The 18,546-nt window shown below is 69.5% G+C and carries 19 protein-coding genes and 1 pseudogene; 11 read left to right on the top strand and 9 right to left on the bottom strand.

Annotated features, from left to right (window positions below):
• The first annotated feature begins 190 nt into the window (after positions 1 to 190).
• Together ACX9NE_RS13090 and ACX9NE_RS13085 are read left to right on the top strand one after the other, a co-directional pair.
• Positions 191 to 2,578 (top strand): PE family protein, encoded by a 2,388-nt coding sequence (locus ACX9NE_RS13090; protein ID WP_459362117.1) that lies wholly within the window; start codon positions 191 to 193, stop codon positions 2,576 to 2,578.
• Positions 2,578 to 3,375 carry an IclR family transcriptional regulator gene (locus ACX9NE_RS13085; protein ID WP_459362118.1) on the top strand — a complete coding sequence of 266 codons (798 nt, stop codon included), beginning with the start codon at positions 2,578 to 2,580 and terminating at the stop codon, positions 3,373 to 3,375. The genes ACX9NE_RS13090 and ACX9NE_RS13085 overlap by 1 nt, the downstream gene beginning before the upstream one ends.
• Here the strand turns inward: ACX9NE_RS13085 and ACX9NE_RS13080 are convergent.
• From ACX9NE_RS13080 to ACX9NE_RS13055, 6 genes are all read right to left on the bottom strand, one after another.
• Positions 3,363 to 4,094 carry a class II aldolase/adducin family protein gene (locus ACX9NE_RS13080; RefSeq protein WP_459362119.1) on the bottom strand — a complete coding sequence of 244 codons (732 nt, stop codon included), beginning with the start codon at positions 4,092 to 4,094 and terminating at the stop codon, positions 3,363 to 3,365. The genes ACX9NE_RS13085 and ACX9NE_RS13080 overlap by 13 nt on opposite strands.
• Positions 4,078 to 4,884: a 3-(cis-5,6-dihydroxycyclohexa-1,3-dien-1-yl)propanoate dehydrogenase gene (gene hcaB, locus ACX9NE_RS13075; RefSeq protein ID WP_459362120.1), complete on the bottom strand. Its 807-nt coding sequence runs from the start codon at positions 4,882 to 4,884 to the stop codon at positions 4,078 to 4,080. Before hcaB ends, ACX9NE_RS13080 begins: the two co-directional genes overlap by 17 nt.
• Positions 4,868 to 5,119, bottom strand: coding sequence for a dihydrodiol dehydrogenase (locus tag ACX9NE_RS13070; protein WP_459362121.1), 252 nt, complete (start codon positions 5,117 to 5,119; stop codon positions 4,868 to 4,870). Before ACX9NE_RS13070 ends, hcaB begins: the two co-directional genes overlap by 17 nt.
• On the bottom strand, positions 5,116 to 5,640 hold the full coding sequence (locus ACX9NE_RS13065; protein ID WP_459362122.1) for a 3-phenylpropionate/cinnamic acid dioxygenase subunit beta: 525 nt from the start codon (positions 5,638 to 5,640) through the stop codon (positions 5,116 to 5,118). The genes ACX9NE_RS13070 and ACX9NE_RS13065 overlap by 4 nt, the downstream gene beginning before the upstream one ends.
• The gene (locus ACX9NE_RS13060) at positions 5,637 to 6,935 is read right to left on the bottom strand and encodes an aromatic ring-hydroxylating dioxygenase subunit alpha (RefSeq protein ID WP_459362162.1); all 1,299 of its coding nucleotides are present in this window, start codon (positions 6,933 to 6,935) and stop codon (positions 5,637 to 5,639) included. Before ACX9NE_RS13060 ends, ACX9NE_RS13065 begins: the two co-directional genes overlap by 4 nt.
• A 145-nt stretch (positions 6,936 to 7,080) precedes the next feature.
• A complete protein-coding gene (locus ACX9NE_RS13055) occupies positions 7,081 to 9,522 on the bottom strand; it encodes a PE family protein (RefSeq protein WP_459362123.1) in 2,442 nt (813 codons plus the stop codon).
• 252 nt (positions 9,523 to 9,774) lie between these two features.
• Between ACX9NE_RS13055 and ACX9NE_RS13050 the strand changes: the two genes are divergently transcribed.
• On the top strand, positions 9,775 to 10,701 hold the full coding sequence (locus tag ACX9NE_RS13050; RefSeq protein ID WP_459362124.1) for a Rieske (2Fe-2S) protein: 927 nt from the start codon (positions 9,775 to 9,777) through the stop codon (positions 10,699 to 10,701).
• Positions 10,698 to 11,183: a hemerythrin domain-containing protein gene (locus ACX9NE_RS13045; RefSeq protein WP_459362125.1), complete on the top strand. Its 486-nt coding sequence runs from the start codon at positions 10,698 to 10,700 to the stop codon at positions 11,181 to 11,183. The genes ACX9NE_RS13050 and ACX9NE_RS13045 overlap by 4 nt, the downstream gene beginning before the upstream one ends.
• Here ACX9NE_RS13045 and ACX9NE_RS13040 read toward each other — a convergent pair.
• Entirely contained in the window at positions 11,180 to 11,959 is a 780-nt protein-coding gene (locus tag ACX9NE_RS13040; RefSeq protein WP_459362126.1) for a class I SAM-dependent methyltransferase, read from the bottom strand. The two genes, ACX9NE_RS13045 and ACX9NE_RS13040, sit on opposite strands and share 4 nt — an antisense overlap.
• A gap of 198 nt (positions 11,960 to 12,157) precedes the next feature.
• On the opposite strand from ACX9NE_RS13040, the gene pcaH reads away from it, so the two are divergent.
• Genes pcaH through ACX9NE_RS13025 form a run of 3 tightly spaced genes read left to right on the top strand, consistent with a single transcriptional unit; the run spans position 12,158 to position 14,621 of the window.
• The gene (gene pcaH, locus ACX9NE_RS13035) at positions 12,158 to 12,841 is read left to right on the top strand and encodes a protocatechuate 3,4-dioxygenase subunit beta (RefSeq protein WP_459362163.1); all 684 of its coding nucleotides are present in this window, start codon (positions 12,158 to 12,160) and stop codon (positions 12,839 to 12,841) included.
• On the top strand, positions 12,838 to 13,407 hold the full coding sequence (gene pcaG, locus ACX9NE_RS13030) for a protocatechuate 3,4-dioxygenase subunit alpha (RefSeq protein ID WP_459362127.1): 570 nt from the start codon (positions 12,838 to 12,840) through the stop codon (positions 13,405 to 13,407). Before pcaH ends, pcaG begins: the two co-directional genes overlap by 4 nt.
• Positions 13,404 to 14,621: a lyase family protein gene (locus ACX9NE_RS13025; protein WP_459362128.1), complete on the top strand. Its 1,218-nt coding sequence runs from the start codon at positions 13,404 to 13,406 to the stop codon at positions 14,619 to 14,621. The genes pcaG and ACX9NE_RS13025 overlap by 4 nt, the downstream gene beginning before the upstream one ends.
• On the opposite strand, the gene ACX9NE_RS13020 is transcribed toward ACX9NE_RS13025, so the two are convergent.
• Positions 14,618 to 15,418, bottom strand: a complete 801-nt coding sequence (locus tag ACX9NE_RS13020) for a class I SAM-dependent methyltransferase (protein WP_459362129.1) — start codon at positions 15,416 to 15,418, stop codon at positions 14,618 to 14,620. The genes ACX9NE_RS13025 and ACX9NE_RS13020 overlap by 4 nt on opposite strands.
• 134 nt (positions 15,419 to 15,552) lie before the next feature.
• On the opposite strand from ACX9NE_RS13020, the gene ACX9NE_RS13015 reads away from it, so the two are divergent.
• The 4 genes and pseudogenes from ACX9NE_RS13015 (at position 15,553) to ACX9NE_RS13000 (ending at position 17,910) form a co-directional block, all read left to right on the top strand.
• Entirely contained in the window at positions 15,553 to 16,212 is a 660-nt protein-coding gene (locus tag ACX9NE_RS13015; protein ID WP_459362130.1) for a helix-turn-helix transcriptional regulator, read from the top strand.
• A complete protein-coding gene (locus tag ACX9NE_RS13010) occupies positions 16,209 to 16,634 on the top strand; it encodes a hypothetical protein (RefSeq protein ID WP_459362131.1) in 426 nt (141 codons plus the stop codon). Before ACX9NE_RS13015 ends, ACX9NE_RS13010 begins: the two co-directional genes overlap by 4 nt.
• 13 nt (positions 16,635 to 16,647) lie before the next feature.
• Positions 16,648 to 16,995 (top strand): cupin domain-containing protein, encoded by a 348-nt coding sequence (locus ACX9NE_RS13005; protein WP_459362132.1) that lies wholly within the window; start codon positions 16,648 to 16,650, stop codon positions 16,993 to 16,995.
• A gap of 2 nt (positions 16,996 to 16,997) precedes the next feature.
• A pseudogene (locus tag ACX9NE_RS13000) lies at positions 16,998 to 17,910 on the top strand (NAD(P)H-dependent flavin oxidoreductase).
• A gap of 48 nt (positions 17,911 to 17,958) precedes the next feature.
• On the opposite strand, the gene ACX9NE_RS12995 reads toward ACX9NE_RS13000, so the two are convergent.
• Complete coding sequence (locus tag ACX9NE_RS12995; RefSeq protein ID WP_459362133.1) at positions 17,959 to 18,462, bottom strand: DUF1990 domain-containing protein; 504 nt, start codon at positions 18,460 to 18,462, stop codon at positions 17,959 to 17,961.
• Positions 18,463 to 18,546: the final 84 nt, after the last annotated feature.

The raw sequence follows: 18,546 nt of genomic DNA, 5'->3' as shown, positions 1-18,546 counted from the left end.
GCGCAACGGGCGCTGCGGCGGAGCGATTTCGCGGGGTCTGTGGGCAGCTGAACCGAGTCCACGGCGCCAATCGACGCGACCGTGATAGGCGGTCAAAAGCCCGTCGCCGCGCCGGCGGCGGGTCTAGGATTTGGTGCTGCCCATATCGTCGCTGATGCGGCAACCGTCGGACCCCATCGGGAGGTCGCAGATGTCGTTTGTTATTGCGCTGCCGGAAGCGGTGTCGACGGTCGCGTCGGCATTGACCGGCGTGGGATCCGCGCTGACGGCCGCGAATGCGGCGGCCGCGCTGCATACCACCGGGATGACTGCTGCGGCCGGTGACGAGGTGTCGGCTGCGATCGCAACGCTCTTCGGGAGCTACGGACAGGGCTATCAGAGCCTCAGCGCGCAGGCCGCGGCCTTCCACGAGCAGTTCGTGCGGTCGCTGGCCGGCACGGCGCGCGCGTATGCCTCTGCCGAGACGGCCGGTGCATCGCCGCTGGCCGACGTGCTGGGGTTGATCAACGCACCCACCCAGACACTGTTAGGTCGTCCGTTGATCGGCAACGGCGCGGACGCGCCGGGCGGGTCGGGGGCCGCGGGTGGGCCGGGCGGATTGTTGCTCGGTAACGGAGGCCGCGGGGGATCGGGCGCGGCCGGACAGGCCGGCGGCACCGGTGGTGATGCCGGGCTGATCGGCAACGGCGGGATCGGCGGAGTCGGCGGCGCGGGCGTGGTCGGAGCGGGTGCGCCCGGTGGGGCGGGCGGCCGGGGTGGCTGGCTGATCGGAAATGGCGGTACCGGCGGCTTCGGTGGAGCGCAGGGTGCGACGACGGTCGGCGGGCTCGGCGGCACCGGCGGGGCCACGGGACTTTTCGGCAGCGGCGGTGCCGGCGGTCATGGTGGCGTGGGTGCCACCGGGGGCGTCGGCGGGACCGGTGGTGTCGGGGGCGTCTTCGGCAACGGGGGCTTCGGTGGCGGTGGCGGGGTCGGTGCGACCGGAGGTGTGGGCGGAGCGGCGAGCTTCTTCGGGTCCGGTGGAGTCGGCGGCCCGGGCGGTTCCGGTGCACCGGGCGGTGACGGCGGCGCCGGGCCGCTGTTCATCGGCAACGGCGGCAACGGCGGCCTCGGCGGGGCCGGTGCGGCCGGCGGCAACGGCGGCGTCGGCGGGACAGTGCTCGGTGACGGCGGCGCCGGGGGTCAGGGCGGCCCGGCCGTCGCGGGCGTGCTGGGTGGCTTGCCGGGCCACGGTGGGCACGGCGGCAATGCGCTCTGGTTCGGCTCCGGCGGTGCCGGCGGTCAGGGCGGCAACGGCCTTGCGGGAACGGACGGGGTCAACCCCACGCCCACCGGCACGGCCGATCCCGGCAAGAGTCCCGGAAGCCTGCCGATCACGGTCTCCGGCAGTTCTGTCACCGTAATCGGCAGCGGCGGCGGTGATGGCGACAACGGCGCCGCCGGCCAAACGGGTGGCACCGGCGGTACAGGCTTGAATCCGATAGTCACGGTCGGTCCGCCCGGGATCACAGCGGACCTCACGGTGACGACCGGCGCCGGGGGCAATGGAGGCGCGCCTGGTGCTGGCGGCGACGGAGGTGCCGGCGGGCGGGGCGGCAGCTCCTTGATCGTGGCCAGCGCCGCGGTCGGGGGTACCACCACTGTTTCCGGTGGAGCCGGCGGCAACGGAGCCGCGGGCGGGCCTACCGGCGGCGCAGGTGGCGCCGGCGGCCTGGGCGGATTCGCGAACAGCCCCTATGCGGGTACCGCGACCGGCGGCAACGGCGGTAGTGGCGGCGCAGCGAGTACCGCAACCGGCGTGGCAGGTGGCAACGGTGGTGCGGGCGGTGCGGGCGGCGACGGCGGTCACGGCGGAATGGTGATCGGCAACGGAGGCGCCGGAGGTGCCGGAGGAACCGGTGGCACGGGTGGAACCGGAGCGGCAGGGTATGCGGGCGGCGGTGGCGGTGACGGTGGTTCGGCCGTCAACAGCGCGACCGGTCAAGCCATCGGTGGCACCGGCGGCACCGCCGGCCAGGGCGGGATCGGCGGTGCGGGAGGAACCGGGGGCGGCGGCGGTATCGGCGGCAACGGCGGCGCGGCGGGTTTCATCGGAATCGGCGGTGACGGCGGTGCGGCGGGTGCCGGTGGGGTTGGCGGCGTTGGCGGCATCGGCGGCGCCGGCGGCAGCGGTGGCGACGGCGGTGGAGTCATGATGAGCAGCGGTTCCGCCGGTGCGATCGCCGGCAACGGCCACGCCGGCGCCCTCGGCGGCGATGGTGGCACCGGCGGCACGGGCGGCGCCGGCGGAGTCGGCGGGGGCAGCGGGGGAGCCGGGGGCCTGATCGGGTGGGCCGGTTCCTCCGGCGGCAACGGCGCCGGAGGATCGGGCGGAGCGGGAGGCCAGGGCGGTGCCGGCGGTAACGGCGGCAACGGCGGTGATGCGTCGGTGGGTGGCTCCGTAGGCTCGGGCGGCAACCTGGCATTGGGCGGGCAGGGCGGCGCCGGCGGGGCGGCCGGAGGTCCGGGCGGCAGCGCCGGAATCACTGGGCTGTTGGGCGTGCCGGGCAGCAACGGGAAGGCCGGGCAGATTTTCTAGTGGTCGCTGGTGGCGGGAAGCTACGCTCGGAGGTGCCCAATGAGGTGCCGCAGTATCCGATCGAGTCGGTCGACAATGCGCTGAAGCTGCTGCTGCTACTCGGTGAGCAACCGCAGATCCGCCTCAGCGAAGCGACCCGGTACCTCGGCGTGGCATCGTCGACCGCGCACCGGCTGCTGGCGATGCTGACCTATCGCGGGTTCGTTCGTCAGGACCCGCAGTCGAAGGCCTACCTACCGGGTCCGGCGCTGACCAGCGTGGCGTTCGCGATCTTCGGGCGCATGGACATCCCGCGCACCGCCCTGCCCATCATGCGTTGCCTCAGCGAACGTCTCGGCGAGTCGATCCACCTCGGCATGCTCGACGGCGCCAGCGTCCGCTTCGTCGCCGCGGTCGAGGGTCCCAAAGCGGTTCGGGTGGCCTCCCGGTTGGGGCGCACGATGCCGGCACACTGCACGTCCACCGGCAAGGTCCTCCTCGCTGGATTGCCGGAAACCGAACTGCGGCAATTGTTTCCGTCCGAGGAGCTGCAAGGAATCACGCCGCGATCGATCGGCACCCGCGCCCGTCTGCAGACCCAGCTGTCCCGCATCCGCAGCCAGTGCTACGCCACCAATCGCGAGGAGAGTGAAGAGGGCGTCGCCTCGGTCGCGGTGGCGGTCCCCACCCGCGCACCCGGATTGCTGCTGGCGCTGAACGCGGCCGCCCCGCTGCAACGGTTGCCCGCCGCCAAGTATCCGTCGGTGGCAGCGGCACTGCAGGAGGCGGCCCGCGACATCGGGGATCAGCTGGGCTGATCGCCCAGCCGGGCAACTTCGTGCTGCCAGGCGGATTCCACGTTGAAGCCGGATCCCAAGTCCGGCAGATCATTCCAGTCGGCTTCGTCGATATCGTGCAGGGTGCCTCCGGCGGCGCGCACCCGCAACGACATGCGGGCCAACTCGTTGATGCTGATCGCCTGCAACATCGCCTGCTCGATGCCGGCGGCGGCACTGGTGATGCCGTGGCCGCGCAGTATCACCACCGGACGACCTTTCATCGCCGCCACCATCTCCTTACCCAGCTGCGCAGTACGGATCAGCACCGCGCGTTCGTAGACGGGTACGCCGTCGCGGGCCAGCCGGGCGCCCGGGATGTCGAAGGCTCCGTAGATCGGCCGGATGGCGATGCCGGCCAGGTCTGCGGCGACCACGGACGGTGGGTGTAGGTGCGCGACGGCCCGATGCCGCGCGTCGGCCCGCATCGTTTCGAGGTGGATCGGCAGCTCGTTCGGTAACCGGTAACCGTCGAGTTCGCCTGCGGCGCCTGCGGTTCCGCCGAATGTGATGAGCCGGATGTCATCGGGCCGGGTGAAGGCGACGCCGCTGTCGGTCGCGCTGCGACAGCGGATCAGCAGACGGTCGTCGTCGATTCGCAGGCTCAGATGCCCGAGCATGCCCTCGACCAGGCCGCGGGCGGCCGCGACTCGGCAGGCCTGCGCAATCAGGGTGCGCTGCTTATCAAGTGTTCGGGTCACGGCGACCTCCGAGCCCGGATCCGCCGTCGGGGTGGGCGGTTCGACCGGTGATGCCGCGCGACCGGTCCGAGGCCAGGAATACATAGCTCCAGGCGTGGTCTGCACCGGTGAGGGCGACGTTCAGCGGGGTGCGTGCGGCCAGATCCGTTGCGCGGTCGGGCGAGTCGTCGAGGCGCACATCGTCTTGGCCCAGGCTGGCCAGCCCGCGCAGGTCGGTGTTCAGCGTCCCGCCCGGTGCCACGCCGTTCACCCGGATCCGTGGTGCCAGCTCATGCGCCAGTGCTGTCACCAGCCCCCGCACCGCGAACTTCGATGACACGTACAACACGCCGCCGCGCCCGGGCTGGTACGACGACGTCGACTCGGTGAGCACGATCGAGGCCCCACTCGCGTTCTGCAGGGCGGGGATCGCGGCTTTGACCGACTGGAGGTGGCTCAGCACATTGGTGCGAAACATCTCGTCGAAGGCGGCCGGCAGTGCGGCGGTGTCGATCTCGGTGACACCGCGGTAGAAGTCGAAGACGCCGACGCAGTTGACCAACGTGTCGAGTCCGCCGTAGGCGTCGATGACGGTCGCGACCGCCTGCTCGTTGGCCGCGCTCGTCGTGGCGTCGCCTCGAATCACCGGCGCCCCGGGCATTTCCTCGCGCAGCCGGTCGCACTTAGCGCAATCACGTTCCAGCACGGCAACTTTCGCGCCCTCGCCGAGGAAAGCATCGACGACGGCGCGCCCGATGCCCGAACCCGCGCCGACGACCAGCGCTCGCTTTCCGTCAAGCCATCCGGTCATCACGGCCCTCTGCTTCGTCAGGCAGCAGCGGGGCCTGGGAGTTGCCGACCATGGCCGCCAGCGTACGGGGGTTCTGCCGGGTGAGTGCCTCGACCTCGAGCGCGTCCAGTGTGATCGACCGTCCGGTTTTCGGTGAGCTGATCAGCAATCGCGAACCGTTGCGGGTGTCGACCCGCTGGACCACCACCTCGGTGAATTCGTTGGCAATGCTGATCGGCTCGCCGACCGGGTTCACAGAAACACCGCCAGATTCTGCATGCGCAGCACCGACTCGTCGGCAATGATTTTGCGGTGGGCCAACTTCCAGCGGCCTTCGGCCCAGCGCAGCAGGTCTTCGCGTCCGCAGGACAACAACGCGCTTTCGTTGACGTCGCCGCGACTACGAAACAGCAACTCCGCGGATTCCACCAGCAGATGCGCCGGATCATGTTCGAAGGTGCGCACATTGGTGATGAAGTGGCGCAGCCGGGATGGCGGATCCTCGGCCCATACGTGTTCGGTGCCCATGCGGGCGACGCGCAGAGTCAGCGAATACTTGTCTTCATCGAAGTGGTCCATACCCGGTGAGGTGTCGAACCCGGCGCCGCGGGCGGTGGTCACCCGCACCGGCATGACGTAGCGGACGTCGTCGGTCATGGTGTCCAGCCACGCCTCGTACTGCTGCCGGTCGAGCAGGTAGGCCTCGTCGACCAGGAACTGATGTGCCTGCAGATGCCGAATGTCATTGAAAGGCAACGACGTCAGTGGTTTAGTCATACGGACTCCAATTGCTGTGCCCACAGCTTGAGCAGCTCACGCTGGTTGTACTCGTTGTAGCCGACCTGCGCCCGGCCCGGCCCGTGAAATGATTCGGCCGGTAACGCCTCGACCACCGGCCGGTCGTCGGAGAGCAGGCCCATCCGGCTGTTCAGGAGCAGTCGCCGGGCCATCGACCCGCCCGCGGTGGTGGTCAGCGACACCCAGTTCTCCACGTCATCCTGCTCGAACATGCCGGTCGACCCGAAACACATCAGGTACGCCTTGTAGGAATCTTTCTTGAACTGCTCGGGCGCGGCCGAGTCCACGGCGAACCAGGAACACACCTCGGTTTCGTTCTCGCTGATCGGCTGCCACTGCCGGATCGAAATGAACGGCAGCACGGCTCCTTCCGTTCCGGATTTGCTCTCCGGGAGCTTGGGCCAGTTGTGCACGAAGCTGAGGTTCGGAAAGCAGGTGGCGGCCGAGAACATGAAACCGTCCTCGGCGACCACCTGCCGCTGGGCCGGTGACCAGACGTCTTTGATCCGGACGATCATCTCGTTCGGGTAGCCGACGTAGCGCATGCGTTCGTCGAAATCACCCGGCGGCAGCTTGTAGGTGGTCCCGCCGCCGCGGTGCGCCCAGTAGGTGGCTCCGTCCTTGCGTTTTTGTGCCCGGGGTTCACGGAACAGCCCGATGTCGACGATCGAGGCGTGGGTATGCGGAGTGTGATACATGTCGCCGCAGAAGTTCTCGGCGCCGATTTTCCAGTTCGCCCTGATCCGCCACCGTTGTGGTCCCGTGACCTGCAGGCCGTGCACGCTCTGTTTGGTGTAGAAGTCCAGATAGAACGCGAAGTCGCCGAGGAATTCCCGCAGCGGCGGCGCGTGCGGGTCCAGGTTGACGAAGATCAATCCGTTGTAGGTCGCCAAATGCGCTGCAGGCAGCAGGTTTTGGCTCTTGTCGAAGCCGTCGTCGCCGCCGTAGGCCTCCCGGTGGAACGGCAGTCCGGTCAATCGCCCGTCGTTACGGTACGTCCACCCGTGGTAAGGGCAACGGAAATTGGAGGCATTGCCCATCTCGGCGCGGCACACCTGCATGCCGCGATGCAGGCACATATTGAACAGGGCCCGCACCACGCCATGCGAATCCCGCGTGATGATGAACGAATCGTCGAGCACCCGGCGCACCACGTAGTCGCCATCGTGCGGGATCTCCGACTCGTGGGCCACGAACATCCACGCCCGACTGAACAGCCGCTGCTTCTCCAACGCGAACAGGTCTTTGTCGTTGTAGATGTACGCGGGGATCATGCCTCGCCGGACGTGCTCGAAAAGATGACCGGTCACCTGATTCCAATCTCCGTGAAGCTGTCTGCTCAGCAGAGAGCTTTTCCTTCACATAGAGAATGCTGGCTTGGGTATTCCGGGGTCAATGGGAGCGGGCGGCCATCAACCGCTATGCCAGGCCGTTGTTTCCGGTCGCACCCAGGAGGAGACCGCGCTTTCCACCGGCTCCGCCGGGCCCGGCGGGGGCGCCCGTCACCGTGCCGCCGTTGCCGCCGTTGCCCCCGGGGCCGATCAGCACGGCGTTGCCACCGGCTCCGCCTGCGCCGCCGTTGGCAGTTCCGTAACCACCCGCACCTCCGGCGCCTCCTGCACCGAACAGTTGGCCGGCCCGCCCACCGGTCCCGCCCGTTCCGCCGGTTCCGCCGGGGAAGCCGTAACCGCTTCCGCCCATCCCGCCGGCACCGCCGGAGCCCACAAGTGCGCTCTGTCCACCGTTTCCGCCGGCCCCGCCGTCGCCGCTGTAACTGAACCCACCTTGACCGCCGTCACCGCCGGAGCCGAACACCAAGCCGGAGCTACCGCCGTGGCCGCCGGCGGCGCCGTCACCAAGGGTCGAGGTTCCACCGACACCGCCCGCGCCACCGGACCCGAACAGCATTCCGCTGTTGCCACCGGCGCCGCCGGAACCGGCGTTCTTGAGGCCGAACGCACCGGCCCCGCCGTCCCCACCCCCGGCTCCGACCAAACCTGCGAGCAGCCCGCCGGTTCCGCCCGTGCCGCCCGCGCCGCCGATCGCGTTCGTTCCACCGAAACCGCCGCCTCCGGCGCCGCCGTGTCCACCGCCGCCGAACAACCCACCGGCACCACCGACTCCGCCCGCACCGCCGAGGGTTGCGGCCGTGCTGACCACGAATCCTCCGGAACCGCCCGTCCCACCATCACCGAACAACCAACCGCCGGCGCCGCCGGCGCCGCCATTGCCTCCGGCCGCGCTGCCGGTGGAGCCCCAGCCGGCGCCGCCCGCCCCGCCGGTACCGAAGAGTCCGGCCGCCCCACCGGCCCCGCCGTTGGCCCCGACGCCGCCGGATCCGCCGGCGCCGCCGTCGCCGAGCAGGATTCCGCCGGCCGCGCCGTTTTGGCCGCTCCCAGGCGCTCCGGACAGGCCGTTACCGATCAGTGGGCGCCCCAGCGACGCTTCGAAGGGCGCATTGACCATGCTGAGCGTCTGTTGTTGCAAGACGTGCACGGGAGAGTTGTTCAGCGCCGCGTTGAACCCATCGGCACCCAGCAACAAGCCGCTGCTACCGCCGATGCCGGTGCCGCCCGGTGCCGGGCCCGTGCCGCCGTTGCCGCCGTTGCCCCCGTTGCCGATCAAGACGGCGTTTCCGCCTGCCCCGCCGGCGCCGCCGGACGTCACGCCCTGCCCGCCGGCGCCGCCCGCGCCGCCGTTGCCGAACAACGCCCCACCCCAGCCGCCATCTCCGCCGGACGCGGCGATACCTCCGGCCAGGGCGGCGCCGCCGGTGCCGCCGATCCCGCCGTTGCCCAGCAGCAGGGCGCGCCCGCCGTTCCCGCCGGCGCCGCCGGTAGCGTTGCCGACCCCGCCGGCGCCCCCGACTCCGCCGTTGGATGCCAGCAGGCTGGCGGTGCCGCCGTCACCGCCGCTACCGCCGGCGACGGCGCCGAATCCTCCGTCGCCACCCGAACCGCCGTTGCCGAACAGCAACCCGGCGCTACCGCCGTTCCCGCCGCCGCCGCCGGCGCCGATCAGCCCCGTTCCACCGGCCCCGCCGGCACCGCCCTGGCCATACAGCAGTCCTCCGCTGCCCCCGGCGCCGCCGGTACCACCGTTGCCGGTGCCGCCGTTGAGGCCGAACAGCACGCCGTCGCCGGCGTTGCCCCCCGCCCCGCCCGCGCCGAACAGGCCCGCGCCGCCGCCGACGCCACCGTTGCCGCCGTTGCCGTTGCCGCCCAGCGCCGAGCCGCCCAAACCACCGGCTCCGCCCTGTCCCCACAGGAACCCGCCGGCACCGCCGTTACCGCCGGCCCCGCCGTTGCCGCCGGTGCTGTTGCCACCGGCTCCGCCGGCCCCGCCGAGGCCGATGAGGCCGGCGGCCCCGCCGCTTCCGCCGGTGCCGCCGGTCAGGTTGGGTCCGTCGACGACGACGCCCGACCCGCCGGCCCCGCCATCACCGATCAGCCATCCGCCCGGTGAACCGTGCTGGCCCGTTCCGGGGGCTCCATTGGCCCCGTTGCCGATAAGCGGGCGTCCCGTGAGCGACAGCACCGGCGCGTTGACCACATCCAGGAGCGTCCGCAGCGGCTCGGCGTTGGCGGCTTCGGCTCCGGCATAAGCGGCCGCGCCGGCGGTCAACGACCGCACGAACGTTTGATGAAGAGCCTCCGACTGCGTGCGGAGCGTCTGATAGGCCTGCGCGTGGCCGGAGAACACCGCCGCGATCGCCGCCGAAACGTCGTCTTCGGCGGCGGCCAGCAGCGCGGTGGTCGGAGCCGCGGCGGCGTCGCCGGCGAAACTCAACCGTGAGCCGATGCCCGCCAGGTCTGTGGCCACTGTCTCCAGCACTGCTGGCAACGCGAATACAAACGACACTTGCGACCTTTCCTCCGAGTCGGCGGGCTCGATACCCCGCACGAGAGCCGGGCAAGTGCATCATGTTGCGCGCGAGCATGTCTTGGCTTTGGCGAAAACCGGTGTCAGGTCCTGGCACGGGCCCACAGCAGCTCGTTGGGCAATTCACAGCCGGCTCACATTCACACCGCGGCGCGCGAGGGGAATTCTGGCAATGCGGCGTGAAGCGGGTGAATGGGACTGCATGTCGCTGATCCGGAAGGGGGACTTCGGGTGGTCGTTGCGACAGCGGAGGGGCGTACGCGCAGGCTCGGTCCGCGGGTGGTGGCCAGGGTCGCGCGGCAGGAGTGGCTCGATCGGCCCAGTTACCGGTTCGAGCATGTGTTGGCATTGGCTCTCAATGCGTGGGGCCCCGCACGCGACCGGGTGATGAACGTGCTCAACGGTGTCTGGCTGGGACACCCGGTGCATCCGCCGTTGGCGTCGTTGGCCAGTGGGGCGCTGGGAACGACGGTGGCCCTGGACGCCCTGAGCCTGGTGCCCGGACGGCGCCCCGCCGCCGACCGGAACACCGCGCAGATCGCGTCGCACTCCCTGGAATTGGGGCTGCTGGCGAGTGTCGGCTCGGCCGTCACCGGTGTGTCCGACTGGCAGCACACCCACGAGGAAGATCGGCGCGTGGGGTTGGTGCACGGTGCGGTGAACACCTTCGCGACGCTGCTGTACGCCGTGTCCTGGCACGACCGCCGCCGGGGCCGCCGATTGCGGGCCATGGCGCTGTCCGCGTTGGGTTATGCGATCACGATGGGCGGCGGATATCTGGGCGGTGCCCTGGTTTTCGAATCCGGTATCGGAGTCGACCAGTCCGGTGACCGGCTCCGCACCAGGCAGTGGACGCCGGTGCTGCCTGCCGGCGCGCTGAACGGAAAGCCGGTCCGCGTCGAGGTGGACGGCGTGGGCTTGGTGGTGTGCCAGACCGGACCCGGAGAGGTATCGGCCTTCGGCGAGTTCTGTCCACACCTGGCGGCGCCGATGGCTGACGGCTGGATCGATCGCGGGCGGATCGTATGTCCCTGGCACGGTTCACGATTCGCGCTGGATTCCGGTGAAGTGTTGCGCGGTCCCGCGGCGACGCCGTTGCCGCGCTACGAGGCCCGATTGGTGGAAGGAACAGTAGAAGTGCGCGGAGTAGCCCATTGAACGCCTACGAAGTACTCAGGGAACATCATGTGGTGCTGAAAGGGTTGGGCCGCAAGGTCAGTGAGGCACCGGTGAACAGCCAGGAACGGCACGAGCTTTTCGACGAGATGCTGTTGGAGCTCGACATTCATTTCCGCATCGAGGATGACCTCTACTACCCGGCACTGTCGGCGGCCAGTGAGCTGATCGCGATAGCCCATGCCGAGCACCGCCAGGTGGTCGACCAGCTGGGTGTCCTGTTGCGCACTCCGCAGAGTGCCCCGGGCTACCTCGACGAGTGGAACACATTCAAGACCGTCCTCGAGGCCCATGCGGACGAGGAGGAACGCGACATGATTCCGGCGCCCCCGCCGGTACAGATCACCGACGCCGAACTGGAGCAACTCGGGAACAAGATGGCCGCGCGGATCGCACAGCTGCGCGGTTCGTCGCTGCACAAGCTGCGTACCAGGGGCAAGGCGACGCTGCTGAAGGCGATCTAACCCGGGGCGCGCCGGCCGATTCCGGCCATCATGACCGGCGTGTGCACGCGGATGTCCTCCCCGAACCGCGCCGCGGCTGCGTCGGCGTCTTCGCGCGAGAGCAACCCGGCTTCCACCACGGCTGCGCGCAAGCTTTCGAAGGACAACCGAAAGAAGTCGAAACCCGTTGTGCGTGAATCGATGACCTTAGCCCGGCCCTCGCCCCGAACCTCGGTCAGTCCGGCGTCGGCCATGTCGGCGACGACGCGTCGCCCGTAGTACGGCTCGGAACCGGCACGTCGGCTGAATTCGAGGATCGCCTCTCTGACCCGTTCGAACAGCGGGTCGTCTCGATCGAAGCCCAACGCCGTGCAGTCGAAATCCTCGATCACCATCCAACCGCCGGGGCGTAGCGTCGCCGCCAGCCGGTCCAGAATCTGGCGTCGTTCCGGCAGGTGCTCGAGCACCAGCCGGGCATGCACCAGGTCGAACTCGCCCTCGGGCAGGTCGGCGGTGCGGATGTCGAGGCACCTGACCTCGATGTCGTCGTCGGCGAGTGAATCGAGAAAACGGGTGTCGATGTCGACGGCTACCACGGTGGCCCCGCGACCGGTCATCCAGTGCAGGAGAGATCCGCCGCCGGCGCCGACTTCCAAACAGCGCCAGGGCTTTTCATCCGCGCGAAGGCCGAGCTCGGCCAGCAGCGCCCGGGTGCCCGGATCCCAGAGGCTCTCGATCGCGGCCAGCCGGGTCCGTTCGTCGGCGTAGCCCTGGTCGTAGACGTAGTCGCTCGGCATGGGGCCAAGGGTATCGGTCTGCTCCAGGGCGACCGACGTGTGCCGGATGCACCTGGACTGGCGGTGCTGCCGCCCAGCGTGTGACGTATGACGAACTCGCTCAGGAATAGGGCCGAAATCGGAAGTCGGCGAGTAGCCTCACGCTACGTGGAGGCCGCATCGAAGCCCGTCGCGTCGCAACGTGACATCTCGGCGGAGATGGCCATCATCGCGGCCGATTACCAGTCAAGTGGCGAGGCTGAAGCAATGCCGCGCCTGGACTATCCACCTTATCGCAGCAGCATCCTTCGCTACCCGAGCAATCCGTTGCTGGCCGTCGACCCCGACGAGATCGAGCGGTGGGCACCCTGTTTCGGTCATCAGGACGTCGACCCGCTCGACGCCGACCTGACAGCCGGCCACCCGGGGGAACCGATCGGCGAGCGCATCATCGTGACCGGGCGGGTGATCGACGGTTCCGGCCGTCCGGTCCCCGGGCAGTTGCTGGAGATCTGGCAAGCCAACGCGAGCGGCCGCTACCGGCATGAACGCGACCGGCACCCGGCGCCGCTCGACCCCAACTTCACCGGCGCCGGTCGCTGCCTGACCGGACCCGACGGCTGCTACCGCTTCAGGACCATCAAGCCCGGGCCCTACCCCTGGCGTAACCACCGCAACGCCTGGCGACCCGCGCACATCCACTTCTCGTTATTCGGAACGGCTTTCACCCAGCGACTGGTCACCCAGATGTACTTTTCCGGTGATCCGCTGCTCGCGCTGGACCCGATCTTTCAGTCGGTCCTGGATCCCGCGGCGCGGCAACTGCTGATCGCCCACTACGACCACGGCGTCACCGAACCCGAGTACGCGATGGGGTACCGTTGGGACATTGTGCTGCGATGACCCAATATCACTGCACCGCAGGACAAACGATCGGACCGTTCTTCGGTATCGGCCTGCCGTTCGCGCGCGGTAACGAATTGGTCTGTGACGCCTTCCCGGGCGCTGTTGAATTGTGCGGCACCATTTTCGACGGGGCCGGCGCCGGGGTGCCCGACGCCTTGGTGGAGATCTGGCAGGCCGACGGCGCCGGCCGGATTCCGCGGGCGTCCGGGTCCCTGCGACGCGACGGTTGGACGTTCACCGGCTGGGGGAGGGCAGCGACGGACGCCGACGGGCACTACGGCTTCACCACGGTGACTCCGGGTCCGACTGGTGCCGGCCGCGCGGCGTATTTCGCGGTCACCGTCTTCGCACGGGGTTTGACGGATCGTCTTTTCACCCGCGCCTACCTGCCCGAGACCGACCTGGACAACGATCCGGCGCTGGCCGCGGTCGACCCCCGGCGCCGGGCGACCATGCGCTGCGTCGCCGACAACGGCTCGGGCCGAACGCGATACCGTTTCGATGTGCACTTGCAGGGGCCCCAGGAGACCGTGTTCCTGGCATACCGGGGCGATCGGCGGTGACCAACCTGCTCTGGCCCGGTGACGAACGCGCCGGCGACCACATGACCGACCGGGCGCTGCTGCAGTCGATGGTCGCAGTGGAGACGGCATGGCTGGGTGCGCTGGCCGCGGCCGAACTGGCACCGGTGGCACGGGTGGACCTGAAGTCGCTGGTGACGGAGCACGACTGCGAGCGGCTCGCCGTCACCGCGGAGAACGGCGGCAACCCGGTGATCGGATTGGTGACACTGCTGCGTCAGCGTGCGGTGCCGGCACTGGGTCCATGGATCCATCGTGGACTGACCAGCCAGGACGTCGTCGATACCGCCCTGATGGCGGCCCTGCGGGCCGTCATCGACCAACTCCGAACCCAGTTGCTGAGCCAGATCTCCGCGCTGGCCGACCTTGCCGCCGCGCACCGGATGACGCCGATGGTCGCGCGCACCCTGACTCAACATGCCGCGCCCAGCACGTTCGGCGTCAAAGCGGCCGGCTGGCTCAACGCTGTTCTCGATGCCTTGGCCCGGCTGGACACAGTGTCCACCCCCGCACAGTTCGGTGGCGCCGCCGGAACCTGTTCGGCCATGGTGGAATTGGCGACGTTGCGCCCCGGCGATGCTGACCCCATTGCGGTCGCTGAACGTGTAGCGCGCAGCGCCGCAACGACTTTGGGACTCGACTTCCGCCCGCCCTGGCACACCGCACGGGCACCGATCACGGTTGCGGCCGACGCGTTGGTTGCATGCACCGACAGTTGGGGCCGCATCGCCTCCGACGTGGTCACCCTGGCCAGGCCTGAAATCGCCGAACTGAGCGAACCCGCCGTCGACGGTCGCGGCGGGTCGTCGTCCATGCCGCACAAGCGCAATCCCGTGCTGTCGATCTTGATCCGGCGCGCCGCGGTGGCGGCTCCGCCGTTGGCGGCAACACTGCACACCGCCGCCGCACTGGCCAACGACGAGCGTCCCGACGGCGCCTGGCATGTCGAGTGGGACACCCTGCGGACGTTGGCACGGCGCACAGTGGTGGCGGCCTCCCAATGCGACGAACTGCTTTCCGGCCTGCGGGTGCATGTCGAACGAATGGCTGAAAACCTCTCCGCCGCAGATGTTCTCGGTGAGCAATTGGCGATCGCGGATCTGACGGGTAGGTCGCCGTCGTCGACCTACTTCGGCGCGATCGACAGACTTATCGACGAGAGCTTGCTGCGGGCTCGACGGGCACTCGCCGGTTAACCCGGCTTCTGCGCGACGATGGCCACCGCGGCCAGGCGCTCACGGTGCTTGCGGAAGGTGTCTCGCATCGCCATTACCCGCTTGCGGGCTTCCGGGTGGGTCAGCACATTCTTGCCGAATCTCAATGCCCCCCAGAGGCCCTCGTCGGCGAGCACCCGTCTCGGCTGGAGCAGGGCCATCGGCGCCGTCGCGACATGCTGCACCACCAGTCCATGGCCGCCCAGCAGCTCCGACCACTCCGCCACCGTCAGCGGACGCGCATTGACCTTGATTGCGCGAGCCAGTGCCTGCCGGATGTCGGTCTTGATCTCCACGGGCAGATCATCAGGTGTCAGCGCGAGTTCGTGAATGGCATAGCGGCCTCGCGGACGCAGCACCCGCGCGGCTTCGGCGACGATCGCGTGCTTGGCGGCATCGCTCTGCATGGTCAGCATCGCCTCGCCGATCACGACGTCCGCACTGGCGTCCGGCAACCCGGTCTGCGCCGCGTCGGCGACCCTGACCTCACCGTGGCCCGCCAGCAGGCCGCGTACCCGGTTGGCCGCGTCCGGGTCGGCTTCCGCGCCCACGTAGGAGCGAGGACCCCGGGCGATGATCTCGGCGGCGGTCCGGCCCAGCCCCGGGGCCAGCTCGAGCACATCGGCGTCGGCCACTTCGGCCCGGGCCAGCAGGGTACGGGTGGTTTCCACGCCGCCGGGGCGCAGCACCCGCTTGCCCAACCGTGCCAGCAGCCAATGCCCCGGGACGTGCGCGTCGTCCCGGTCCGATTGGGGAAGGGGTTCCGGGTGGGCGGTCATCAACATCGTCCCTGTCGCTCTGTCAATCCGGGCTGGCGGTGAACTGTAGGGTTGCAGCCATCCCGGGTTTTTGCAATGTGACTTGTGCAAAACTGCTCGTGCCGCACGAGCTCGGAAAGGGTGGGTGACCCGTCATGTCGGAGCCTGATCAACCAGGGGCCACCGGTAGACGTCGCGAGGTGCTGCGGATTCTGCGCGCATCCCGCGTGCCGCTGAGCATCGCCGCGATCGCCCGCATGCTGCGCGTCCACCAGAACACCGTGCGTTTCCACCTGGACGGCTTGGTCGGCGACGGCAAAGTCGAACGTGTGGGTCCGCACCGCCGCGGTCCCGGACGGCCGCCGCTGATGTTCCAGGTGGTGCCACAGATGGACCGCGACGGGACGCGGCAGTACCGCTTACTCGCCGAGATTCTGGCCATCAGCCTTGCCGGCAAACGGAATTCGAGTTCCCTGGCGGTCGCCGCCGGGCGGTCCTGGGGTGAGCGGCTGGGATCCCCGGGGGCCTACCCGGTTGCCGATCAGTCCATCGGACACCTGATCGGGGTGCTTGACAACCTGGGCTTCGAACCCGAGCTGCGGGACTCTGACGGCAAGCAGCAGCTCGGGCTCCGGCACTGCCCGTTCCTCGAACTCGCCGAACGGCAGTCCAGTGTGGTGTGCCCGGTGCACCTCGGGCTCATGCGCGGAGCCCTGGAAGCGTGGGCCGCGCCGGTGACCGTCGACCGGCTGGAACCGTTCGTCGAGCCTGACTTGTGCCTGGCGCACCTCGCTCCGGCAGGAGCCGCGCGGTGAACGCCGGACCAGCCGTCGAAGTGGCCATCACGTTCATCTGGCTCGGTATGGTGCTGGCAATCTCGTTCCTGGAGGCCCCGCTGAAGTTTCGGGCACCCAATGTGACGCTGCAGATCGGGTTGAGTATCGGCCGGCTGGTCTTTCGTGCGCTCAACACCGTGGAAGTAGCGTTCGCCCTGATAATCGGTGCTCTCCTGGTGGCCGGCCCGACCCCGCTGCGGATCATTGTGGCCTTCTCGGTGGCAGCGGTCACCCTGGCCGCGCAGCTGCTCGCGGTGCGTCCGCGGTTGACCCGTCGTTCCGATGAGGTGCTCGCCGGGCTGGATGCACCGCGCTCGCGCGCTCACTACGCCTACGTCGGTTTAGAGGTGGTCAAGGTGGTGGCGTTAATTGTGGCGGGGATACTGCTACTGAACAGCTGAGAGATGAGGTGCCATGGAATCCATTTCGCTGAACGACCTGGCGTCCGAGAAGCTGGCCGAGGCACGCACGACGCACAGCGGCCGCGCCGCTCACACCATCCACGGTGGCCACACTCACGAACTGCGCCAGACCGTGCTGGCCCTGCTCGCGGGCCACGACCTCGCCGAGCACGACAGTCCCGGTGAGGCGACCCTGCAGGTGCTGCAGGGTCACGTACGCCTGACCGCCGGTGCGGACGTGTGGGACGGGAAGGCCGGAGATTACGTGGCGATCCCGCTGGTACGGCACGCGCTGCACGCGGTGCAGGACTCGGTGGTGATACTGACCGTGCTGAAGTCCCAGCCGGGCGCCTCGCACTGAACGTGCTTGCCACGTCCTGGTCGCGGGACTTCGGTTTGCGGGTGCCGATCGTCAACGCCCCGATGGGCGGCGTCGCGGGCGGCAGGCTGGCGGCCGCGGTGAGCGCGGCCGGCGGTCTGGGCATGGTCGGGATGGGCAGCACCTCAACACGGGCGTCGCTGGCCGCCGAATTGCGGCACGTGCGCGGGCGGTTCGGCATCGGTCTGGTGGACTGGGTGATGAGAAGGAGCCGCGGCCTGCTCGACGACGCGCTTGCCGCCCAACCGGTACTGCTGTCGGTCAGCTTCGGCACCGACTGGTCCTGGGTTGCTCTGGCACGCGACGCCGGGATCGCCACTGCCATACAGGTTTACGACGCCCCGGGTGCCCGCCGTGCGGCGGATGCCGGTGTTGACATCCTGGTGGCGCGCGGGTCCGAAGGCGGCGGTCACGGCGAGACGCGGCTCGCGACCCTGCCGTTGCTGGATGTGGTGTTGGACGCGGTGTCGGTGCCGGTGCTGGCCGGTGGTGGAATCGCCTCGGCGCAGCCTGGCCGCCGTGCTGGCCGCCGGAGCCAGCGGGGCGTGGGTGGGCACCCGGCTGGCGGCCTGCCCGGAGGCTCTGACCGGCGAGCCGGCCCGCCAGGCGATGATCGGCGCGGCCGCCACCGACACCCGGGTCACCCGGGTGTTCGACGTCGCCGCCGGTCTGCCGTGGCCGCAGAGGTACCCGTCGCGGGTGTTGGCCGACGAGTTCGTCACGCGCTGGACGGGCCGCGAGGAGTCACTGGCGGCCGACCCGGTCGCCTGCGTGCAACCGCTGAATCCGGTCGACGCCGGCCAGAGTGTAGGGATGGTCCGCGACGACGCCCCGGCAGCCGAGGTCATCGGCACGATGTGCACCGGTGCGCAGCAGCTGTTGGCGCGCTGGGGCTGATGCACGGCCCAATGGTGCTGCGTCTCAGCGAGATTCGGGGTAAGTGACTCAGACGCCGCGCAGGTACCGCTTGGCGGCCACCCGCTGGGCGACCGCGGCGAACGGTCTGCCGAGTTTGCTCCACCAGGTCCCCGGACGCGAGAACGCCGAAACCTCGGCGTACACCGCGGAGGTTTTCGGATCGTAACGGATGGCGAAGCGCTCCTCGCCGCATTCCGGATGGCCGGGAAGTGTGCCGTAAGCGAAGCCGCGCTCGTCGGGTTCATCGATCACGTACACAACCCGGCACGGGGCGCGCAGCACGCCCAACATCCCGACGACCACCACGGTAGAGACCGCGACGGTCTCCGAGCTGGCGGTCACCTTCAGCCCGGCGCCGCGCTGCATACCCCAGTGCATGACAGCGTTGGCCGCCTCTTCGAATCGCTGCCGTCCGGCGCCGATCTGTGCCGATACGCTCAAATGGCGGTAGCCCGGCGGTAGTTGGTCTGCCGCCGTCGCGCCCACTTCCTGATAGGTCAGCTGCTGGCGGGCAAGTGCGTCCAGGTCCACCCACCCCAGCTTGCCACGTCTGCCGCCGGCCGGGTCTGCCGTGCGGCCCGTCGAACCAGGGGGGTGATCTGTGTGCAGCGGTTC

Source organism: Mycobacterium sp. ML4 (assembly GCF_054515735.1).
This window is presented reverse-complemented; position numbering and strand designations above follow the sequence as displayed.